The 19,287-nt window shown below is 73.1% G+C and carries 12 protein-coding genes; 8 read left to right on the forward strand and 4 right to left on the reverse strand.

Features of this window, described 5'->3' with window-relative positions; all coding sequences use genetic code 11:
- Nucleotides 1–95 precede the first annotated feature (95 nt).
- Nucleotides 96–1,358 carry an amidohydrolase gene (locus AB0N16_RS18100; RefSeq protein ID WP_365797716.1) on the forward strand — a complete coding sequence of 421 codons (1,263 nt, stop codon included), beginning with the start codon at nt 96–98 and terminating at the stop codon, nt 1,356–1,358.
- Nucleotides 1,359–1,445: 87 nt separating this feature from the next.
- Here AB0N16_RS18100 and AB0N16_RS18105 read toward each other — a convergent pair whose 3' ends face one another.
- On the reverse strand, nt 1,446–4,178 hold the full coding sequence (locus AB0N16_RS18105) for an AAA family ATPase (protein ID WP_365797718.1): 2,733 nt from the start codon (nt 4,176–4,178) through the stop codon (nt 1,446–1,448).
- Nucleotides 4,179–4,611: 433 nt separating this feature from the next.
- On the opposite strand from AB0N16_RS18105, the gene AB0N16_RS18110 reads away from it, so the two are divergent.
- The 3 genes from AB0N16_RS18110 (at nt 4,612) to AB0N16_RS18120 (ending at nt 8,008) form a co-directional block, all read left to right on the forward strand.
- On the forward strand, nt 4,612–5,262 hold the full coding sequence (locus tag AB0N16_RS18110; RefSeq protein ID WP_365797720.1) for a response regulator transcription factor: 651 nt from the start codon (nt 4,612–4,614) through the stop codon (nt 5,260–5,262).
- A 125-nt stretch (nt 5,263–5,387) separates the two neighbouring features.
- Nucleotides 5,388–6,047 (forward strand): DUF4255 domain-containing protein, encoded by a 660-nt coding sequence (locus AB0N16_RS18115; protein ID WP_365797722.1) that lies wholly within the window; start codon nt 5,388–5,390, stop codon nt 6,045–6,047.
- Entirely contained in the window at nt 6,044–8,008 is a 1,965-nt protein-coding gene (locus AB0N16_RS18120) for an ATP-binding protein (protein WP_365797724.1), read from the forward strand. The genes AB0N16_RS18115 and AB0N16_RS18120 overlap by 4 nt, the downstream gene beginning before the upstream one ends.
- A gap of 8 nt (nt 8,009–8,016) precedes the next feature.
- Here the strand turns inward: AB0N16_RS18120 and AB0N16_RS18125 are convergent, their stop codons facing one another.
- The 3 genes from AB0N16_RS18125 to AB0N16_RS18135 form a co-directional block, all read right to left on the reverse strand.
- Nucleotides 8,017–9,465, reverse strand: coding sequence for an RICIN domain-containing protein (locus AB0N16_RS18125; RefSeq protein ID WP_365797726.1), 1,449 nt, complete (start codon nt 9,463–9,465; stop codon nt 8,017–8,019).
- On the reverse strand, nt 9,462–10,910 hold the full coding sequence (locus AB0N16_RS18130; protein ID WP_365797728.1) for a hydrolase: 1,449 nt from the start codon (nt 10,908–10,910) through the stop codon (nt 9,462–9,464). Before AB0N16_RS18130 ends, AB0N16_RS18125 begins: the two co-directional genes overlap by 4 nt.
- 198 nt (nt 10,911–11,108) lie before the next feature.
- Nucleotides 11,109–13,247, reverse strand: coding sequence for a DUF4157 domain-containing protein (locus AB0N16_RS18135; RefSeq protein WP_365797730.1), 2,139 nt, complete (start codon nt 13,245–13,247; stop codon nt 11,109–11,111).
- 254 nt (nt 13,248–13,501) lie between these two features.
- Here AB0N16_RS18135 and AB0N16_RS18140 point away from each other — a divergent pair, with 254 nt between their 5' ends.
- The 4 genes from AB0N16_RS18140 to AB0N16_RS18155 all read left to right on the forward strand — a co-directional run bounded on the left by AB0N16_RS18140 (nt 13,502) and on the right by AB0N16_RS18155 (nt 16,225).
- Nucleotides 13,502–15,085 carry a phage tail sheath family protein gene (locus AB0N16_RS18140; protein WP_365797732.1) on the forward strand — a complete coding sequence of 528 codons (1,584 nt, stop codon included), beginning with the start codon at nt 13,502–13,504 and terminating at the stop codon, nt 15,083–15,085.
- Between the two features lie 62 nt (nt 15,086–15,147).
- The gene (locus AB0N16_RS18145; RefSeq protein ID WP_189262970.1) at nt 15,148–15,591 is read left to right on the forward strand and encodes a phage tail protein; all 444 of its coding nucleotides are present in this window, start codon (nt 15,148–15,150) and stop codon (nt 15,589–15,591) included.
- Entirely contained in the window at nt 15,591–16,061 is a 471-nt protein-coding gene (locus tag AB0N16_RS18150; RefSeq protein WP_362558775.1) for a hypothetical protein, read from the forward strand. Before AB0N16_RS18145 ends, AB0N16_RS18150 begins: the two co-directional genes overlap by 1 nt.
- Nucleotides 16,058–16,225 (forward strand): DUF6760 family protein, encoded by a 168-nt coding sequence (locus AB0N16_RS18155; protein ID WP_351316879.1) that lies wholly within the window; start codon nt 16,058–16,060, stop codon nt 16,223–16,225. Before AB0N16_RS18150 ends, AB0N16_RS18155 begins: the two co-directional genes overlap by 4 nt.
- Nucleotides 16,226–19,287: the final 3,062 nt, after the last annotated feature.

A 19,287-nucleotide genomic window follows, 5' to 3' on the forward strand; every position in this document is an offset into this window, starting at 1 on the left:
GGCAGGGCGTGAAAGGAGCGGTTGGACGTTCCCCGCGGCGGGTGACGGTGGAGACTCGACGGGCCACCACGTCACGCACCCCTGGAGACGACGCCATGAGCATCAGCCCCCTCCTGACCGGCCTGACCGGGAAGCTCCCCGAACTGCGGGCGCTGTACGAGGACCTGCACACGTATCCGGAGCTGTCCTTCGAGGAGGAGCGGACCGCGGCCCTGGTCGCGGAGCGGCTGCGGGAGCAGGGCTGGGAGGTCACCGAGCGGGTCGGCGGCACCGGGGTGGTCGGGGTGCTGGCCAACAGGGGCGACGGGGCCGACGGCGCCGAGGGGGACGGTCCCGTCGTGCTGCTGCGTGCCGACATGGACGCGCTGCCGGTGCGGGAGGAGACCGGGCTGCCGTACGCCTCGAAGAACGACGGGGTGATGCACGCGTGCGGGCATGACATGCATGTCGCCTGGCTGCTGGGCGCCACCGGGCAGTTGGCGGCCGTGCGGGACGCCTGGCGGGGCACGGTGGTGGCGGTGTTCCAGCCGGCCGAGGAGGTGGGCGGGGCGCCCAAGATGCTCGCGGACGGGTTCGCCGAGCGGTTCCCGCGGCCGGACGTCTGCCTGGCCCAGCATGTGGCGGCCGCGCCGGCCGGGCTCGTCGGGACCCGGGCGGGCGCGCTGATGGCGGGCGCGGACAGCATGCGGGTCACGCTGTTCGGGCGGGGCGGGCACGGGTCCACGCCGGAGGCGACCGTCGACCCGGTGGTGCTGGCCGCCGCCGTGGTGATGCGGCTGCAGACCGTCGTCTCCCGGGAGGTGGGCGCGGGCCAGCAGGCCGTGGTCACGGTCGGTTCGATCCACGGCGGCACCAAGGAGAACATCATCCCGGACACCGTCGAGCTGAAGATCAACGTGCGGTCCACCACGGCGGCGGTACGGGAGCGGGTGCTGGCGGCGGTCGAGCGGATCGTCCGGGCCGAGGCGGCCGCCTCCGCCGCGCCGAGGGAACCGGAGATCGTCCCCATCGAGTCCTTCCCGGTCACCCACAACGACCCCGCCGCCACCGAGGCCGTACAGGCCGCGCTGGCCGCCGAATTCCCGAGCCTCACCTTCGAGTTGACCTCGCCGGTCCCCAACAGCGAGGACTTCGGCGCCTTCGGTACGGCCCTGGGGGCGCCCTCGGTGTTCTGGTTCGTCGGCGGCGCCGACCACCGGCTCTTCGTGGACGTCGACCTGGAGGCCCTGGTCCGCGACGGCATACCGCCGCAGATCCCCTCCAACCACTCCCCGCGCTTCGCCCCCGTCCCGGAGCCCACGATCGAGACGGGCGTACGGGCGCTGCTCGCGGCGGCGGGCCACTGGCTGGCTCCCTGACCGATGGGTGCTGGACACCGCCGGCGCCCCGCACGTCCGGGACTGGCTCACCGGCCACCAGGACCGCGCCCTGGATGCCCTGGGCCCCTACTGGCGCGGGGCGCCCTGATCCAGGGCCGGGCGCAGATCGGCCCGTCGGCGGATGCCCAGCTTCTTGTACGTGTGGGTGAGATGGGTCTCCACGGTCCGGCGGGCCAGATGGAGCAGGGCCGCGATCTCCACGTTGGTGCGGCCCTCGGCGGCGAGCTCGGCGATCCGGCGCTCGCTGCCGGTCAGAGAGGCGGTGCCCGTACGGCGTCTGGGGGAGCGGGCGCCGCCTTTCCGCAGCATCCCCTCGGCCAGCTCCACCAGCCGTACGGCACCGAGCCGTTCGGCGTGCTCCACGGCTTCCCGCAGGCAGTCGCGGGCCCGGGCGCCCTCGCCGGCGGCGGTCAGCTGGCGGCCCAGGGCGAGCAGGGCCAGCGCCGGCTCGGTACCGGCGGGCCCGCCGTTCCGCAGGAGCGCCACGGCCTCCTCGGTGAGCTCCAGACCCCGGCGGCCGCCGGTCGCCGTACCGAGAACGCGCAGGGCCCGGCCCACCGTGCGCGGGGTGTCCCAGACCCGGGCCAGCCGCAGCTCCTCCTCGGCCAGGGCGATGGCTTCGAGGGGGCGGCCGAGGGCCAGCCGGCACTCGGCGGCGGCCGTACGCCAGGGGGTGACCACCGGGCTGATCACCTCACGGGCGGACTGGCGGCGGCCGCACTCCAGGAAGTCGTGCAGCGCCGCCGCCGGATCACCGGCGGCGGCCCGCACCACTCCCCGCGCGTAGAGGAACCGGTTCAGCTCCCAGGAGTCCGCCGCCTCCCGCAGGTCCAGCCCGGCGACCAGGCTCTCGGCCTGTGCGGTACGGCCGGTCTCCACCAGCGCGATCAGGGCGTGCGCATGGGCGTTGCCGGGCGTGACCGACTCGGGCACGGGCGCCGGGCGGGTGTGGTCGGCGCGGGCCGCCGCGATGTCCGAACGGCTGTTGAGCAGGGCCTGGTGCATGGGGTGCAGCAGATCGGGGCGCTGCCTGGCCAGCCCGCGGGCCACCAGCCGCTCGGCCTCGTCGAGTTCGTCGGCCCACTGGGCGACCGTGGCCGCCGTACCGACCAGGAACGGCTCGGTGAGCGGGTCGGTGGGTTCGGCGAGCAGGGTGCGCAGCCGCCGCATGGCGTCCCGGGCCGAGGTGAGGCCCGCGGAGGCGGCGTGCCGCACCAGCAGGGCCTGCCCGGCCGTGCCGACCAGCTCCGGGGAGTGCTCGGCGGTCTCGGACAGCCGGCGGTAGACCTCCTGCCGTATCTCCTGGTCCTGGTCGGAGAGGAGGACGGTGGCGGTGTGCAGGGTGCGTACCAGGTCGGGGTGGTCGTTCAGTTCACCGTCCACGGACCGCAGCAGCTCGACGGCCTTGCGGGTGCGGCCCCGGCCGGTCAGCGCGGTGCCGAGGGCGACGGCCGCGCGCACCCGGTCCTGCGGGGCGGCGGGCAGCCGGACCGCCTCGGCGAGCCGGGGGATCGCCGCGGACGAGCGGGGCGCCGCGTACTCCAGCGAGCCCAGCTCGGTCAGCAGCCGCTGCCGCCGGTCGTCGGAGAGGGGTTCCTCCAGGGCCCGGCGCAGATAGCCGACCGCGTCCGCGGCCCGGCCGTCGAAGAGGGCGAGCGCGGCCGCGTCCTGGAGCAGGGGCACCGCCCAGGGGGCGGTCACCGGGCCGGTCGCGAGCAGTTGGCGGGCCACGGCCTCCGCGGGGGCGTCCTGGCGGAGCATCGCCTCGGCGATCGCCCGGTGCACGGCCCGGCGGCGGGCCGCGGGCACACCGGCGAGGACCGCGTCGCGCAGCAGGGGGTGCGGGTAGCGTGGGCGGCCGTCGGTGCCGGGGGTGAGCAGGCCGAGGTTGGTCATGGCGGTGAGCCAGCCGGCCACCCGCGTCGGGTCGGCGCCGGCCAGCTCGGCGAGCAGGGGTGTGATGTCGGTCTCCGGCAGTGCGGCGCCGGTGTTCTCCTCCAGTACGGCGAGGGCGCGGGCGACCTCGGTGGTGGCCGGTCCCGCACTGTCCAGCCACCAGCGGACGGCGGCCGGGTACGCGCCCGGGTACAGCGCGGCGGTGGTGGTGGGCACCGCCGGGTGCCGGGCCTCGCGGAGGTCGTCGAGCAGGGCGCGCAGGAGCAGCGGACTGCCGGCGGCGGCCCGCACACAGTCGTCCACCCAGGTCCGGTCGGCGTCCGGGAAGGCGTCGCGCACCCGGCCCGCCGCAGCCTCCGGGGTGAAGGGGGCGAGGGTGTGGGTCCGGACGAGCGCCGGGGGGAGGGTGTGGGCGAAGCCGGGGGTGGGCGGATCAAGGTCGTACTGGCTGCGTTCGCCGACGATCAGGAGGATCGGTAAGCGGTCTATGTGGCGGGCGGACTCCACGAGCCAGCGGCGCGAGGGGGCGTCGGCCAGGTGCACGTCGTCCACGGCGACGAGCAGCGGCGAGTCTTCGGCGTAGGTGCGCAGCACGCGCCACAGTCCGGCGGCGGTGGCCCGTTCGTCGCCGTCCACCGCGAGATCGGCGAACTCCGGTGCCGGGCCGAGGAGTTGCAGGACGGTGGCGAAGGAGATGGCGGTGTCGGCGGGCGAACAGCGCGCGCGGAGCGTTTTCAGACCGAGGCCGGGCGCCTGCTCGGCCGCGGCCTCCAGGACGCTGGTACGGCCGGTTCCGGTGGCGCCCCGCAGCAGTACGAGGCGGCCGGTACCGGTCCGCGCGCGCTTCGCCTCTTCGGCCAACAGGTGCATGGCGTCGACGAGTTCAGGGGACGAATGCATCATTCCTGGCTCCTCGCGGTGCGCTGGTGGGTTCGCGGGTCATTCGGGGGGTTAGAGGGGGCGGGGGGCGGGAGAGGTTGTGGTGAGGCGGGACGGGCCGGGGGTTTGTTGCCGGGTTGGCACATTCGGTAGGGGGCCGTGGGTAGCCGCGGGTGCGTCGTGGCTGATCGCGCGGTTCCCCCCCCAAGAAGGTGGGGCCACTGGTCCCACCTGATAGGGGCGCGGGGCTGTGTTCGGTATGCGGCTGCCGCCGCGTGGGCGCGAACAACCCCCACCGGTCCGCAGTCGCCCATGGCCCCATGGACCCCCCCACATCTCGTGGTCCCTGTCGTGGTCGTCCACGATTGCCGTTGCCCGTTTGGTCCCAGCAGGCTGGGTACTCCCGCCCGTCACCGTTCCCTCAGGGGTGACGGGCACGTGGACATAGGGGAAGCGGTTGGTCAGCAACAGCTCATTAGCGTCGGTCACCCGTACGCCCGTCGCGGTGTACGCGCCGGACCCGATCTCCCGTGAAGGCGCGCTCAGCCAGTTGCGCCGGCACCCGGAGATCGAGCTGCGCGAGGAGTCCGAGACCGGCCCCGGCACGGTCGCGCTGCTCATCAGCGACAGCCTCGACGAGCCGGAGCTGACCCGGCTGCGCCGCGTCGTGCGCAGCGAGGGCGCGCGGGCCGTGCTCGTGGTGGGGGCGCTGCGCGAGACCGAGTTGCTCGATGTGATCGAGTGCGGGGTCGGTGCCATCGTCTGGCGGCACGAGGCCACCGAACTCCGGATCGTGCAGGCCGTGCTGGCGGCCGCCCGCGGCGACGGCGACCTGCCCGCCGACCTGCTCGGCCGGCTCATCAACCAGGTCGGCACCCTGCACCGCAGCGCCGCCGGCCGCCCGGGCGCCCCGGCCTCCGGGCTGTCCGCCCGCGAGGTGGACGTACTGCGGCTGGTCGCCGAGGGACTCGACACCGGTGAGATCGCCAGCAAGCTGTCCTACTCCGAGCGCACCGTCAAGAACGTCATGCACGGGCTGACGACCCGGCTGCATCTGCGCAACCGGGCACACGCCGTGGCCCATGCCCTCCGGGAAGGCTACATCTGACCGAACGGGCAGCGCCCGCCGGTTGCCGGGCAACGCGGTCTGCCCGGCCGTTCCTGCGGGTGCGGCGGCGGCGAAGGGCAGGATGGAGACGAGTGCGGACAGGTCCATGGGGTGGTGAGTACGGCGTGATCCACGAGGTGGACCAGGTGCTGCGGAACCTGCTGACCGGCGGTGCGCTGGAGGGTGCCGGCATCGACGTCTCCTTCGACGCCCCGACCCGCGACTGGGCGGCCCGCCGCAACGGACCGGTGATCAACAGCTATCTGTACGACATCCGGGAGGATGTGAAGCGGCGTCAGCGCGGTCACATCGACGTCCGGGACGACCGGGACGTCGTCGTCAAGCGACGGCAGCCGCCCCGCTGGTTCCGGCTGTCGTACCTGGTGACGGCGTGGACCAAGCGGCCCGAGGACGAACACCGGCTGATCAGCGCCGTGCTGGCGACCCTGATCCCGAGGGAGCTGATCCATCCGGGCGAACTGCCGGACTCCCTGCGCCAACTGGGGCTGACCGTGTCCCTCTCGGTGGCCGGAATCCAGACCGAGGCCCGCTCCCTGGCCGAGATCTGGTCCGCGCTCGGCGGCGAGCTCAAGCCCTCCCTGGACGTCGTCATCACGGCACCCTTCCCGGCCTACCCCGAGTACGACGCGGGTCCGCCGGTCACCGAGGGCGCCGCCGTCCGTGTCCGCGAGGGACTGGAGGAGACCGCGCCGGTCCTCGAGGAGCGGGCCCACCGGCCCGGCCAGGTCGCCCAGGCCAAGGCCGACCGGAGGACCCGGGCGTGACCCTCGACGTCTCCCTGACGCCGGTCGCCCCGCTCCTCGCCCGGCTGTCCGGGCTGCGTGACCGCGCCGCCGCCCTCGTCGCCCACCGCTCGGCCGGCGACCCGACGGCGACCGACCCGCTGCGCGGCCTCTACCTCTCCGAGGAGGCGGTCAGGTACTTCCTGCGCCCGGAGACACCCACCGAACTCCCTTCCTTGGAAGAGGATTTCGCCGACCGGCTGGCCGAACTCGCCGGCCGCCTCCGCCTCACCCCCCTCGACACCACGATCCTGCTCATCGCGCTCGCCCCGGACCTGGACCGCACCTTCGAGCCGCTGTACGGCTACCTCAACGACGACGTCGGCCGCCGCCGCGCCACCATCGCCCTCGCCCTCGACCTGTACGGCATCCCCGCCCACCTCGCCCAGGCCCGCGCCCGCTTCCACCCGACCGCCCCGCTCACCGCGCTCGGCCTGCTCATCGTCGAGGAACCCGAACGTCCCTTCCTCAGCCGCTCGTTGCGGGTCCCCGACCGGGTCCTGTCCCACCTCCTCGGCGACGACACCCCGGACCCCGTCCTGGCGGGACACCTGCGGGCACCGTCGTACGACGGCGAAACCGGTGCCGAGGAGGACGAGGAGTTCGTGCGGCGGCTGGCCGGGCGGATCGCCGCCGGGCCGCTCTTCGGGTATCTGCGGGAGCGCCGGGAGGGCGAGGGCCTCGGCTGTGCGACGGCCGCGCTGCGGCTGGCCGGGGTGGAGGTCCTGCACTACACCGGCCCCGAGGAGCACGTCGCGGAGGTGCTCCGGGAGGCCCGGCTGGGCGGCCGGGCGGTACTCGTCGACGTGGCACAGCCCCGGGAGTTCGCCCGGAAGCTGAGCGGTTCCGGCGACGTCACCGCACTGATCACCAGCCCCCGTCCCTACGACCCGCAGTGGTGCGAGCACCGCGATCCCCTCGTCCTGGAAGTGCCGTCCCGGCGCGGCGCGCCCGTGGACGCCTGGGCGGCCGTACTGCCCGACACCTCCGGCTTCGACCTCGCGGCCACCGTCGCCCCCTACCACCTGGGCGGCGACGGGCTCGCCCGCGCGGCCCGGGCGGCGCAGGCGCTGGCCGCCTTCGACGGCACCCCGCTGACCGCCGCCCATCTGCGGCTGGCCGCCCGCCAGCAGTCGGCATCCGGGCTCGAACAGCACGCCCGCCGGATCCGGCCCGCCGTCGACTGGCGGGACCTGGTACTGCCCGAACGTCCGCTCACCGAACTACGCGAACTGGCCCTGCGTGCCCGCCACCGCGACCGGGTGCTCGGCGACTGGCGGCTGAGCGCGGGCGGCGGCCGGGGCCGCGGAGTCCTCGGCCTGTTCGCCGGCGAGTCGGGCACCGGCAAGACCCTGTCGGCGGAGGTGGTGGCCGCCGAACTCGGCCTGGACCTCTACGTCGTCCAGCTCTCCTCGGTCGTCGACAAGTACGTCGGCGAGACCGAGAAGAACCTGGAGCGCATTTTCACCGAGGCGGACCGCACCGACGCCGTGCTGCTCTTCGACGAGGCCGACGCCGTCTTCGGCAAGCGCTCCGAGGTCAAGGACGCGCACGACCGGTACGCCAACCTGGAGTCTGCCTATCTGCTCCAGCGCCTGGAGGCCTTCGACGGCATCGCGCTGCTCACCACCAACCTGCGCGCCAACATCGACGAGGCCTTCACCCGCCGTCTCGACCTGGTGATCGACTTCCCGTTCCCGGACGAGGAGCAGCGGCTGGCACTGTGGCGGCACGGGCTGGTGCACGTACCGAGCGAGCCGGACATCGAACTCGGGCCGCTGGCCCGCGACTTCGAGCTGTCCGGCGGCGCCATCCGCAGCGCGGTGGTCACCGCCGCCTACTTCGCCGCCGGCTGCGGAGAGCCGGTCACCGCGGCGAATCTGCTGGAAGGCGCCCGGCGCGAATACCGCAAGGCGGGGCGGCTGGTACCGGGCACCTGGTGACCGGTTCGCTAGTCGCCCCACGGGGGCACGATCTGCCACTCCTGGTCGTCCGTGTTCGAGCAGTAGTACAGGGTCAGGTTGGTGTCGTTGGCGCCGGTGCTGTAGCCGGCCACGTCCAGGCAGAGGTTGTCGCTGGCGAAGTTGCGGATCCAGTAGGCGCCGCTGGGCTGCTTGTCGATCCACCAGAGCTGGTTGTCGGCCTTGGTGCCGTCGCACTTGTACTCGGTGATCGGTGAGGACAGCCTGGCCGAACCGTAGTCGGGCAGGTCCATGCACAACTGGTCCTTGACGTTGCGGATCTGGAAGAGCGCGGCCGAGCCGGGACCGCCCTTCGAGTAGCGCACCTCGAGGTTCCACAGCTGGTTGTCCGCGGTGGTCTCGTTGCAGGTGTACTCCCGCACCGGGCCGTTGCTGGTCCCCTTGTCGTAGCCGGGGACGTCCGCGCACTTCTTGGTCGTGGTGTTGCGCAGCACGATGTTGTCCACCGGTACGACGGGCTTCGGGACCTTCTTCTTCGACGCCTTCGGGGACGGCTGGGCCTGGCCACCGCCTCCGCCTCCGCCCGCCTGGGTGTCGGACGAGCCGTTGCCGTCGTCCTGCTGCCGCTCCACCTGGGACGGGGAGGGCGCCGGTGCCGCGACGAGGGGTGCGCCGGCCGAGGGGCTGGGCGCGATGGTGCTCACCCCGGCTTCCTGGGGCCGTTCCTGGGCGAGGCTTCCGACGTGGGGTTTGTAGGCGAACCAGATCAGGACGAAGGTGATGGCGAGGGCCAGCAGCGTGCCGAAGAGGGTGGCGATCCAGCGGGGCAGGAAACCACGCTGGATGTAGGTGCCGTCCACAGGCTGTGGATTGACGCCCGCCCGCTGGACGCTGAGGGCGTACGGCCGCTGTTCCTTCGGTCCGAACCAGATGATCCGCCGGGGTTTGAGGGTGGCCTTGATGAAGGCGGCGCGGCCGGGTTCGATCTGGACGTTGCTGGGGTGGATGTCGTAGGCGAGCTGGTCGCCGTTGTCGTTGCCGCCGATCGAGGCGGTGAGCTTGGTGTTGCCGAGGTTGTCGATGGCCAGTTTGGGGCGGCCCCGGAAGCGGCCCTTGACCGTGGGCGGGACCAGTTCGGCCCGTACCTCGGTGAAGGGGGTGATGGTGAGGTTGCCCTCGGGGACGGTGACGGCCTCGGGGTGCTCGGTGGGTGTGATGCGGACCGCGTAGGGGCTGGGTCCGGCCGTCGCGTCGGGTGTCCGGGGCGGGGCGAAGGTCAGCTCGACCGTGCCGGTGGTGCCCGGGTAGAGCCGGAGCGTCTGCGGTTCGACCGTCGTCCAGGGCGCGATGGGGCCCACCGGCTCGAAGCGGTACTCGTCGACGACGTCACCCGTGTTCCGCAGCCGCAGCCGTACCCGGGTCGAGGCGCCCGGGTCGACGGTCGCGGAGGCGGGTTCCAGGGAGGTCCAGAGGGTCATGGGGTCACCGTCAGCTTGAAGGCCTCGAGCCACAGCGTGTTGTCGAGGGTGCCGACGAAATCGAGTGCGTTGTTGTCGCTGCGGGAACCCTGGCACCACTGGTCGCCCCAGTCGTGGCCGCGGACCTTGGCGTAGTTGCAGCCCTGTCCGCTGCCGACGTTGAAGGCGAAGCCCTCGATGTAGGGGTCGGCCGCCTTCGTGCTGCCGATGTAGTTGTCCTTGCCGTCGGCGATGATCGCCGTCCAGTTCGGGTTCCACTTGCCCTTGCCGTCCGTGGACTGGGGGTTGTAGAGGAAGGCGTTGGCTGCGGAGCCCTGGACGCCGTACACCGCGAGGTTGATGGCCTTGATCGGCACGTTCTTGCCGACCGTGCCGGCCATGGTGCCGTCGCAGACGGGCTTCTGCCAGCCGGTGCCCTGGACGTAGGCGCGGTAGCAGATGTGCCGCCCGGACGGGTCGTCGGCGGCGAGGCGGTTCACGGCGGTCGCCGCGGTGTCCTGCTTGGGCTTGGCGGTCACGGTGGCCGTCACACCGCCGCCGCCTCCCCCACCGCCGCCGCCTCCGTTGCCGCCGTTCCCGGCGTCCGGGGCGGCGGGCGCGGTGGACGGCGTGACACTGGGCGCCGGCGGCGGGGTCGGGGTGGCTGAGGGGCTGGGCGCGAGCGAACTCACCCCGGCCTCCTGGATCTGCTCCTCGGCGAGGCTTCCGACGTGGGGTTTGTAGTTGAACCAGATCAGGGCGAAGGTGATGGCGAGGGCCAGCAGGGTGCCGAAGAGGGTGGCCAGCCAGCGGGGCAGGAAGCCGCGCTGGATGTAGGTCCCGTCGACGGGTTCCGGCGTGAGCCCCGAGCGCTGGACGGTGAGCCGGTACGGCCGCTGTTCCTTCGGTCCGAACCAGATGATCCGCCGGGGTTTGAGGGTGGCCTTGATGAAGGCGGCGCGGCCGGGTTCGATCTGGACGTTGCTGGGGTGGATGTCGTAGGCGAGCTGGTCGCCGTTGTCGTTGCCGCCGATCGATGCGGTGAGCTTGGTGTTGCCGAGGTTGTCGATGGCCAGTTTGGGGCGGCCCCGGAATCGGCCCTTGACCGTCGGCGGGACCAGTTCGGCCCGTACCTCGGTGAAGGGGGTGATGGTGAGGTTGCCCTCGGGGACGGTGACGGCCTCGGGGTGCTCGGCGGGTGTGATGCGGACCGCGTAGGGGTTGGGTCCGGCCGTCGCGTCGGGCGTCCGGGGTGGGGCGAAGGTCAGCTCGACCGTGCCGGTGGTGCCCGGGTAGAGCCGGAGCGTGGGAGGCTCGACGGTCGTCCAGGGGGCGATGGGGCCCACCGGCTCGAAGCGGTACTCGTCGACGACGTCACCCGTGTTCCGCAATCGCAGACGGACGCGGGTGGAGGACCCGGGGTCCACGGTCGCGGAGGCGGGTTCCAGGGAAGTCCACAGGCTCACGCCTCGACGCTATGCGGCACGTGAAGCCGACGCAGCGGACAGCGGGGCAGACCGCGGTGCCGCAGGGGCCGGACTCGTTGCCCCTGCGGACGGTGGTGTGTGCGGTGCGGACGGTGCCGTGTGCGGTGCGGACGGTGGTGTGTGCGGTGCGGACGGTGCCGTGTCGCCGCGGACGCTGTCGTGTGCGCCGCGGGCGGCCTACGTATCGGAGCGCTTGCCGATCAGGTCCCGGTACAGGGCCGCCTTCTCCTCATGGGTCGTCGCCTTGGCGAGTTCGGTCTTCCAGTCCGCTTCCAGATCCTTCAGCTTCTTCAGCCAGTCGCCGAACTGCCGGAGGTCGACATAACGCTGGCTGGCGGCGAGAGGCGCGTCGCCGCCGATCTTGTCGTCCTTGTGGCCGCCGAAGTTGCTGAAGGGGTTGGCGGTCTTCTCGCTGCTCTTCCAGTTGTGTTCGTAGCCCTCGGGGGTCCTGCCGCCCGGCCCGGCGGTCTCGATACCGACCTGAAGTGCCCCGTCGCGCTTGCCGGTCGGCGGCTTGTACCCCATGAACAGGTGCCCGTGCGACTCGTCCGGGAGGATGGTCCCGCCGTGGTAGCCCGTGTTTCCCGCGCCTCCGACGCCCACGCCCATGCCGTAGAGGTGGCTGTGGGGGTCGATGAGGTTCTGCGCGGTGGCCTTCAGCCCGCCCTTCTCCACGAAGCGGCCGGGCTGTCCGGGCTTGTTGTCGCTGATGTCCATGTGGTGGGTGGCGTACGTGCGCTTGTACACCGGGGGCTCGGGCTTCGCGTTGGGCTCGTAGAACTTCGGGTTCTCCCTGGTGATGTGGAGCCACCGGGGGAGTTCGTAGCCGTGCTGGCCGTCGGCCAGCTGCGGGATGCGGATGTTGACGCGACCGCCGTAGGCCAGGGCGTGCGCGACGTCGTCCTTGAAGTCCTCGTGGAGACCGGTCTTCGGGTTGAAGACCTGCAGCCCTTCCTTGAGGATCAGGAAGATCTTGGTCAGGATCTCGGTGCCGCGCTGCACGCGCTTGCGGTGCTCGGCGGCGTTCGGTACGTCGTCGGAGATGTCGGGCGGGAGCAGGGTCGCGACGAAGGTCTGGAAGATCTGCTCGTTGCGCTCCCCGGTGAGCTGTTCCCGCTCCTCCTCGGGGTTCGACTTGTCGCGCATGGCATGGTGGCGGCCGAGCTGGTAGTCCGGCCGGGGGCCGGTACCGGCCGGTCCGCTCCCCCCGCCCTCCTCCTTACCCTCGGTGTGCTGCTGCCACCGCAGGGTGGCGATGAGCAGGCGCTTGCCCTTGGGCTGCGCCAGCCAGCTGTGGAAGTCGTCCTTCTTGATGTAGTCCTGCGCCTCCAGGTGGGTGCACAGGCCGACCGTCCGCAGCCAGCCGGGATCCTCGGCCTCGGCGTTCTTGATCATCTGAAGTTCCTCGGCCGTGAACTTCGGGCCGTTGCGTTCCCGCTTGTCGAGCGCGGACCGCACCTGCTTGTTCCGGATCTCGGCGGTGCCGCCGACGATGAGCCGCGCGAGGCGGGCGGTGGCCGGGAGCACGGACACGGGGGTGGCGGCGCTGACCGCCGGCGAGGCCGGGGGCGAGGGTTCGGTCGCGGGTGCGATCTCCGGTCCGGCCGTGGCCTCCGTCGTGGGTCCGTCCCCGGACGCCCGCTGGACGGTGGCGTCCTCGCCCGGCCTGCGCTGCACCGCGTCGTCCTCGTCCGGGCTGCGCTGCACCGCGCCGGCGGGCGGTGCGGAGGACCCGGGCAGTGCGAGGTCGGGAGCGGCGCCCCGGGCCAGCTTGCGGCCGTTGGAGCCGGCGCTCCGCTCGAACGGGTCGTCCGGGTGGGAGACCTTCTCGCCCCTGCCGTTGGCGGTGCCGGGCACGGGACCCAGGGTCTGCTGGCGGACGTGGTCGACCTCTTCGTACATCACCTCGTCGGTGACGCGGTTCCCGCCGAGCACGATGTGCGGGCCGGTGGTGTAGGCCTGGGCCCCGAGTTCCTCGGCCGAGCGCTGGGCGACCGGGCCGCTGTGCACGCGCACATGGCCGAAGTCCATGCCGTAGGCGTTCTGCGCCCGCTGCAGGATCCGGGGCTCCAGCGGCACACCGGGCGTGCCGACGGCGTCGGCGACCGACGTCCGCGGCGGCAGCGGCACGGACTCGTCGGACCGCTGCCCCTCCGCCTCGTCCTCCTGCCGGGCCCGCTGGATCGCCCGGGTCACCGCGGCGTTCCCCGCGGACCGCTGGAGGGCGGCCAAGGGAGGAGGGGCGGCGGGCTGCCGCGGCGTCGGGCGGTCGCCGTCACGGTCGGCGGTGGAGCGGTTCTCTGCTTGAGTGCGCATAGCCGGTTCCCGTTCGGTCGACAAGGCCCTCGACAAGGGCCTCCTCCTCCGTACCCGGCGGACGCCGGACGCCGGAAGGTCCGCGGGGGCAGGATCGCGGGCAGACTTGTCGGCCGAAGGTGTGCGGGGCGGCCCGGACTGCCCTTGCGGGCAAGGGAACTGCCCCCGGTGAGGCACCGGAGGACGTTTCCGAATGCGCGCTTCGCGCGTGAGGGTGGGAATGTTCCTGTCTCGTACCCCGAGGAGAGCAGAGCATGCCGTCCTACCTGTCGCCCGGCGTCTACGTCGAGGAGGTGGCCAGCGGCTCGCGCCCCATCGAGGGGGTGGGCACGTCGGTGGCGGCCTTCGTGGGCCTGGCCCCGACCGGTCCGCTGAACGAGCCGACGCTGGTGACCAACTGGACGCAGTACGTGGCGTCCTTCGGCGAGTTCACCGACGGGTACTACCTCGCGCACTCCGTCTACGGCTTCTTCAACAACGGCGGCACGGCGGCCTACGTCGTCCGTGTCGGCGGCACCCGGGAAGGCGCCGAGACCGCCGTCAACGCGCCCGCCGCCGTCGGGAGTTCAACCCCGCCGGCCGCGCTGCCGCCCGGCGAGGCCAAGCAGCTCGGCACCTTCACCGTGAGCGCGCTGGCCTCGGGTGACCTGAGCGTCGAGGTCGCCGACCCGGAGGGCGAAGGCCCGGCCGAGCGCTTCAAGCTGGTCGTCAAGGACGGCGGCAAGGCCGTCGAGACCTTCGACGTGACCGCGAAGAAGGGCGGCCGCAACTACGTCGTCACGCAGGTCAAGGAGCGCTCCAAGCTCATCACCGTGACCGAGGCCGCGCCCGCCGCGCAGCTGGCCCGTCCGGAGAACCAAACGGTGGCCCTCGTGGCCCCGACCCCTGCCCCGGCGTCCGCGTCCCCCGTCGCGGACGCCGGCTCCCACCCCGGCCCCGCCGAGTACCTCGGCGACTCGGCCGACCGCACCGGCTTCGGCGGCCTGGAGGCCGTCGACGAGGTGTCCATGGTGGCCGTGCCCGACCTGATGGCCGCCTACCAGCGCGGCGCGATCGACCTGGAGGCGGTCAAGGCCGTCCAGCTCGGCCTGATCGCGCACTGCGAGCTGATGGGCGACCGCGTCGCGGTCATCGACCCGCCGCCCGGCCTCAACGCCCGCCAGATCCGGGTCTGGCGCCAGGAGACGGCCGGCTACGACTCCAAGTACGCGGCCCTGTACTACCCCTGGATCAAGACCTTCGACCCGGCCTCCGGCCAGTCCCGGCTGATCCCGCCGTCCGGCCACGTGGCCGGCGTCTGGGCCCGCAACGACGCCGAGCGCGGTGTCCACAAGGCCCCCGCGAACGAGGTCATCCGGGGTGTCGTGGACCTGGAGCTCCAGATCACGCGTGGCGAGCAGGACCTGCTGAACCCCATCGGCGTCAACTGCATCCGCGCCTTCCCGGGCCGGGGCATCCGCATCTGGGGCGCGCGCACTCTCTCCTCCGACCCGGCCTGGCGCTACCTGAACATCCGCCGGTACTTCAACTACCTCGAGGAGTCGATCCTGATCGGCACCCAGTGGGTGGTCTTCGAACCCAACGACCACAACCTCTGGGCCCGTATCCGGCGCAACATCTCCGCGTTCCTGGTCAACGAGTGGCGCAGCGGCGCCCTGTTCGGGCAGCGGCCCGAGGAGGCGTACTACGTCAAGTGCGACGAGGAGACCAACCCGCCGGAGTCGGTCGACGTCGGCCGTGTGATCTGCGAGATCGGCATCGCGCCGGTCAAGCCCGCCGAGTTCGTGATCTTCCGGCTGGCCCAGTTCTCCAGCGGCAGCGGCGAGCTCCAGGAGTAGCGGGCCCCCGGGTCCCAACCCCCTTGTTTCCCAGGCATCTTGAGAAGAACGGGCAGTAACACATGAGTCTCCAGCCGGGTGACGCCCTCACATCGCACAATTTCGGCCTGCAGATCGACGGCGTGATGGTCGAGTACCTCGCCGAGGTCAGCGGCATGACGATGGAGCAGGACGTCATCACCTACCAGCAGAACACGCCGGACGGGAAGAACCACGTCCGCAACCTGCCGGGCGTGAAGAAGAACGGCACCTGCACGGTCGTCCGCGGTATGACCCAGTCCTCGTCGTTCACCCAGTGGATCAACGAGTCGATCAACGGCCAGATGGCCACGGCCCGCAAGAACGCCTCCATCATCATGATGGACTTCGAGAACAACCCGGTGAAGCGCTACAACCTGCGCAACGCCTGGTGCAGCAAGATCGACACCAGCACCGTGAAGGCGGGCGAGGCGGCCGCGCTGACCGAGACCGTGACCATCACGTTCGAAGAACTGGTCATCGAGTAATGAGGCGTTCGGCTGTCAGGGCCGGGGGAGTGGGCGCGCCGCTCGCACCGGAGGAGCCGGCGCCCCAGGCCCCTCAGCAACCGGAGACACCCGTCGAGGTGCTGCGCACGGAGTTCCCGTTCCAGTTGCCGCGCGGGTACGTCGACGAGCAGGGCACCGTCCACCGCGACGGCGTGATGCGCCTGTCGACGGCGCGGGACGAACTGATCCCGTTGCGGGACGTGCGCGTCCAGGAGAACCCCGCGTTCCTGTCGGTGGTGCTGCTGGGCCGGGTCATCACCCGGCTGGGCACGCTCGCCTTCGTCCACGACGGGATCGTGGAGAACATGTTCGCCTCCGACCTGGCGTTCCTGCAGGACTTCTACCGCCAGATCAACGCGGAGGGCCACACCCGGGCCGCGGTCAACTGCCCGCACTGCTCGGAGCCCTTCGAGGTGGAACTCGGCGGGAGCCGCCTGGGGGAATCGTGACGTACGCGACCGACCGGCTGCACGAGGAGATCGCGTACGTCGCCTACCACTTCCACTGGAGCCTGGAGGACATCCTGGACCTGGAGCACGCCGACCGCCGCCGCTACACGGCGGAGATCGCGTCCCTGGTGACCCGGGCGGCCTCCGCAGGGGCGGAGGGCTGAGCGGTGGGGTTGTGGGATCGGATACGGGGGCGCGGAACCGCTGACGCGGGGGCCGAGACCGCCGTGGAGGCGCCGCGTCCTGTCGAGGCACCGCGGCCCGTTGCGGCGGCGGCCTGGTCCGGGCTGCCGCCAATTCAGCGTGCGCTGGGGACGGCGGGCGGACCGGTCGCGGACTCGGGGTTCGGCGGCCGGCTGCCGACCTGGCAGAACCCGTCGTTCATGGGCATGCGCTCGCACGCGGTCCTGGACGGCGAGTCGAGCGCGGCCCTGTCCGGCGGCGGCGGTACGGGGATGACGCGCCCGGGGGCCGTGTCCGGCCTGGAACGCCCGGTGCAGAGGCTGCCGTTGTCGGGGCCGGTTGATTCGGCAGGCCCGACGGGAGCGGCGGGGCTGACGGGTTCGGCCGGTGGCCGGGGCTCGGCGGTGCCGGTGGTACCGCTGCGGGCGGTACGAGCAGGGTCTTCGACACCGGCGGGCGGGCGTGGTGGGTCGGCCGGGAGCGGTGGGCCGGTTTCGGCTACGGGGTCGGCTGCGCCTGTGGGAGCGGCTGGGGCTACGGGTTCGGCTGGGGCCGGAGGTGCCCGTGCCGGTGCCGCTGGGGCTGGGGGCGCGGCCGGCTTCGTGAGGTCGGCTGGGTCTACCGGGTCCGCCGGGGCCGTGGGTTCGGCTGGGTCTACCGGGTCCGCCGGAGCCGTGGGTTCGGCTGGGCCGGCGGTGCAGCGGGTACCGGTGGCGGGGCGGCGCGATGGTGGTGCGGCCGCGCGGACGGCGGGCGCGGGAGCAGGAGCAGGAGCGGTACGGAGTGGGGGGAGTGGGCCGATACCGGCGACCCCGTCGGCTTCGTCGGCCCCTGCCACGCCCTCCCTGTCCGCGACCCCTTCGACCTCCTCGACCCCGTCCACTTCGCCGATGTCCTCCACCCCGTCGGCCTCTTCTTCCCTGTCCACCCCGTCGACCTCCTCGGCTTTCCCGGCCTCCTCTGCTTCCTCGGCCGCGTCGACCGCCTCGGTCTCCTCGACCCCCTCGCTTTCCTCGGCTTCCTCTGCCAAGAGGAGCTCTGTGCAGCGGGCGGTCCCCTCGGTGGCCGTCGTTCCGGCTGCGGTGCCGGTGGCATGGGCGCCGCAGTCGGCTCCGGTCGCTCCGGCTCCGGCCACCGGTCCGCGGGTCGTGGCCGCGCCTCCCGTCCCGCGTCGCCGCAGCGCGCTGACGCATGCGCCGGTGGGCACGTCGGTGACGGCCGTGCAGCGGCGGACGTTGCCGTCGGCGCCCAGGACGCCGGCGAGCGAGAGTGCGGTGCCGGCGGCGGGTGAGGGTGACCGAGCCGGGGGCGGAACGGCGGCGGACGGGGGCGTGCAGCGCGCGGTCGAGGCCGGGGATCCGGTGCCGGTGACCGGCGGCTGGTCGTCACCTCCGCGCCAGGGTGGCCGTACCTCCCCCGATACCGCCTCGCATGCCACTGGGGGCGCTGCGTCCGTATCGGCACCGGCGTCGGCACCCGCCGTCGTACAGCGGTCCGCGTCCGGTGGCCGTGGTACGGCATCGGCTCCCGTGTCTCCCGGAGCCACGGCACGTACGGCAGCCCCGGGAACCCCTGCCACGCCTCCCGCGGCACCCCCGGCAGCACCCCCGCTGTCCGGGATGTCCGGCGCCGGGACGCAGACCCCGGTGCAGCGGCAGACGGTGAGCGGTGCCCCGGGCGGAGGCCCCGCGACGCCCTCCGTGCAGCGCCGTACGGCCACGCGCTCGGCCGCCCCGCTCACCCCCGTCCCGGAAAGCGGTCGTACGGCGGAGAGTTCGGCACCGCGGCCCACGACCGGCACCCCCACCGAAGCCGCTGCCGCCGCGGCTGCTTCGTCCACCGCCGTAACCGTGCCCCCTGCCGTGCCGCAGAGTGGGCGGGCAGCGGGCTCCCCGGCCGCGAGCGGTGGCCGCGAGGCGCCCGTGCAGCGGGCGGTCACGGAGAGCGTGGCCGCCACCGACGCCGCACCGGCTGCCGTGCCGATGCCCGCCCGTGAGCCCCACCAGACCGCCCCGGAAGGTACGTCGACAGCGACCAGGCCCTCAGAGCTGGCTCCGGGCTCTCCTCGCCCGGGCCTCGGCGCCCCCCTTACGGGTACCCCCGGAGTTTCTCCGACGGGTGGCGGCACCGAGGGCGAGGCGGCTGTGCAGCGTCGGCGGACGGCGGAGAGGTCCTCGGCCCTCTCCGCCCCCGACGCACCGACACCGCCGCGTCCGCGTGAGCGGGGAGACGCCCCGTCCACCGGCCCGGCCACGACGGCCCGGCCCGCCTCGGCGCCGACGCCGGCCCCCGCCTCCCCTCCCGTGCAGCGTGCCGCGACGACCACCCCCGGCGCACCCCGCCTCGGTCTCGGCGCCCCCCTCACCGGCCCGGCCGCGAGCGCGGCTCCCGCGAGGCGCGCCGGTCGCGGGGCGGCCGTGCAGCGGCGGCAGGCGTCGAGCGGTTCGGCGGACCATCGGCCGGCCGCCCTCTCCCGCCCGGCGCCCGAAACACCCCGGCAGGAACAGCGAGCTGCCGCATCGGACCTGCCGACCACGCCGGCCGAGCGCGCCCGGCCTGCCCCGGCCCCCGCCGCCCCCGCGCCGACGCCTCCAGCAGCTCCTGCCCTCCCGGCCACGACGGGCCCTTCGCCGCTTCCCCCCTTCGTGCAGCGTGCCGCCGTTTCCGGCCTCGGCGGAGACCCGGCGGCCGGCGGGCAGCGGCCGCAGCCTTTCCTGTCCGCGACCACCACTCCGTCTCTCACGGGTCCGGTGGCGGAGCCCCGGCCTCCCTTTGTGCAGCGTGCCGCCGTTTCCGGCCTCGGCGGAGATCCGGCGGTCGGCGGGCAGCGGCCGCAGCTTCCCCTGTCCGAGACCGCCACTCCGTCTCTCACGGGTCCGGTGGCGGCGCCCCGGCCTCCCTTCGTGCAGCGTGCCGCCGCTTCCGGCCTCGGCGGAGACCCGGCGGCCGGCGGGCAGCGGCCGCAGCTTCCCCTGTCCGAGACCGCCACTCCGTCTCTCACGGGTCCGGTGGCGGCGCCCCGGCCTCCCTTCGTGCAGCGTGC

The organism is Streptomyces sp. NPDC051105 (assembly GCF_040682795.1).
GTDB lineage: Bacteria > Actinomycetota > Actinomycetes > Streptomycetales > Streptomycetaceae > Streptomyces.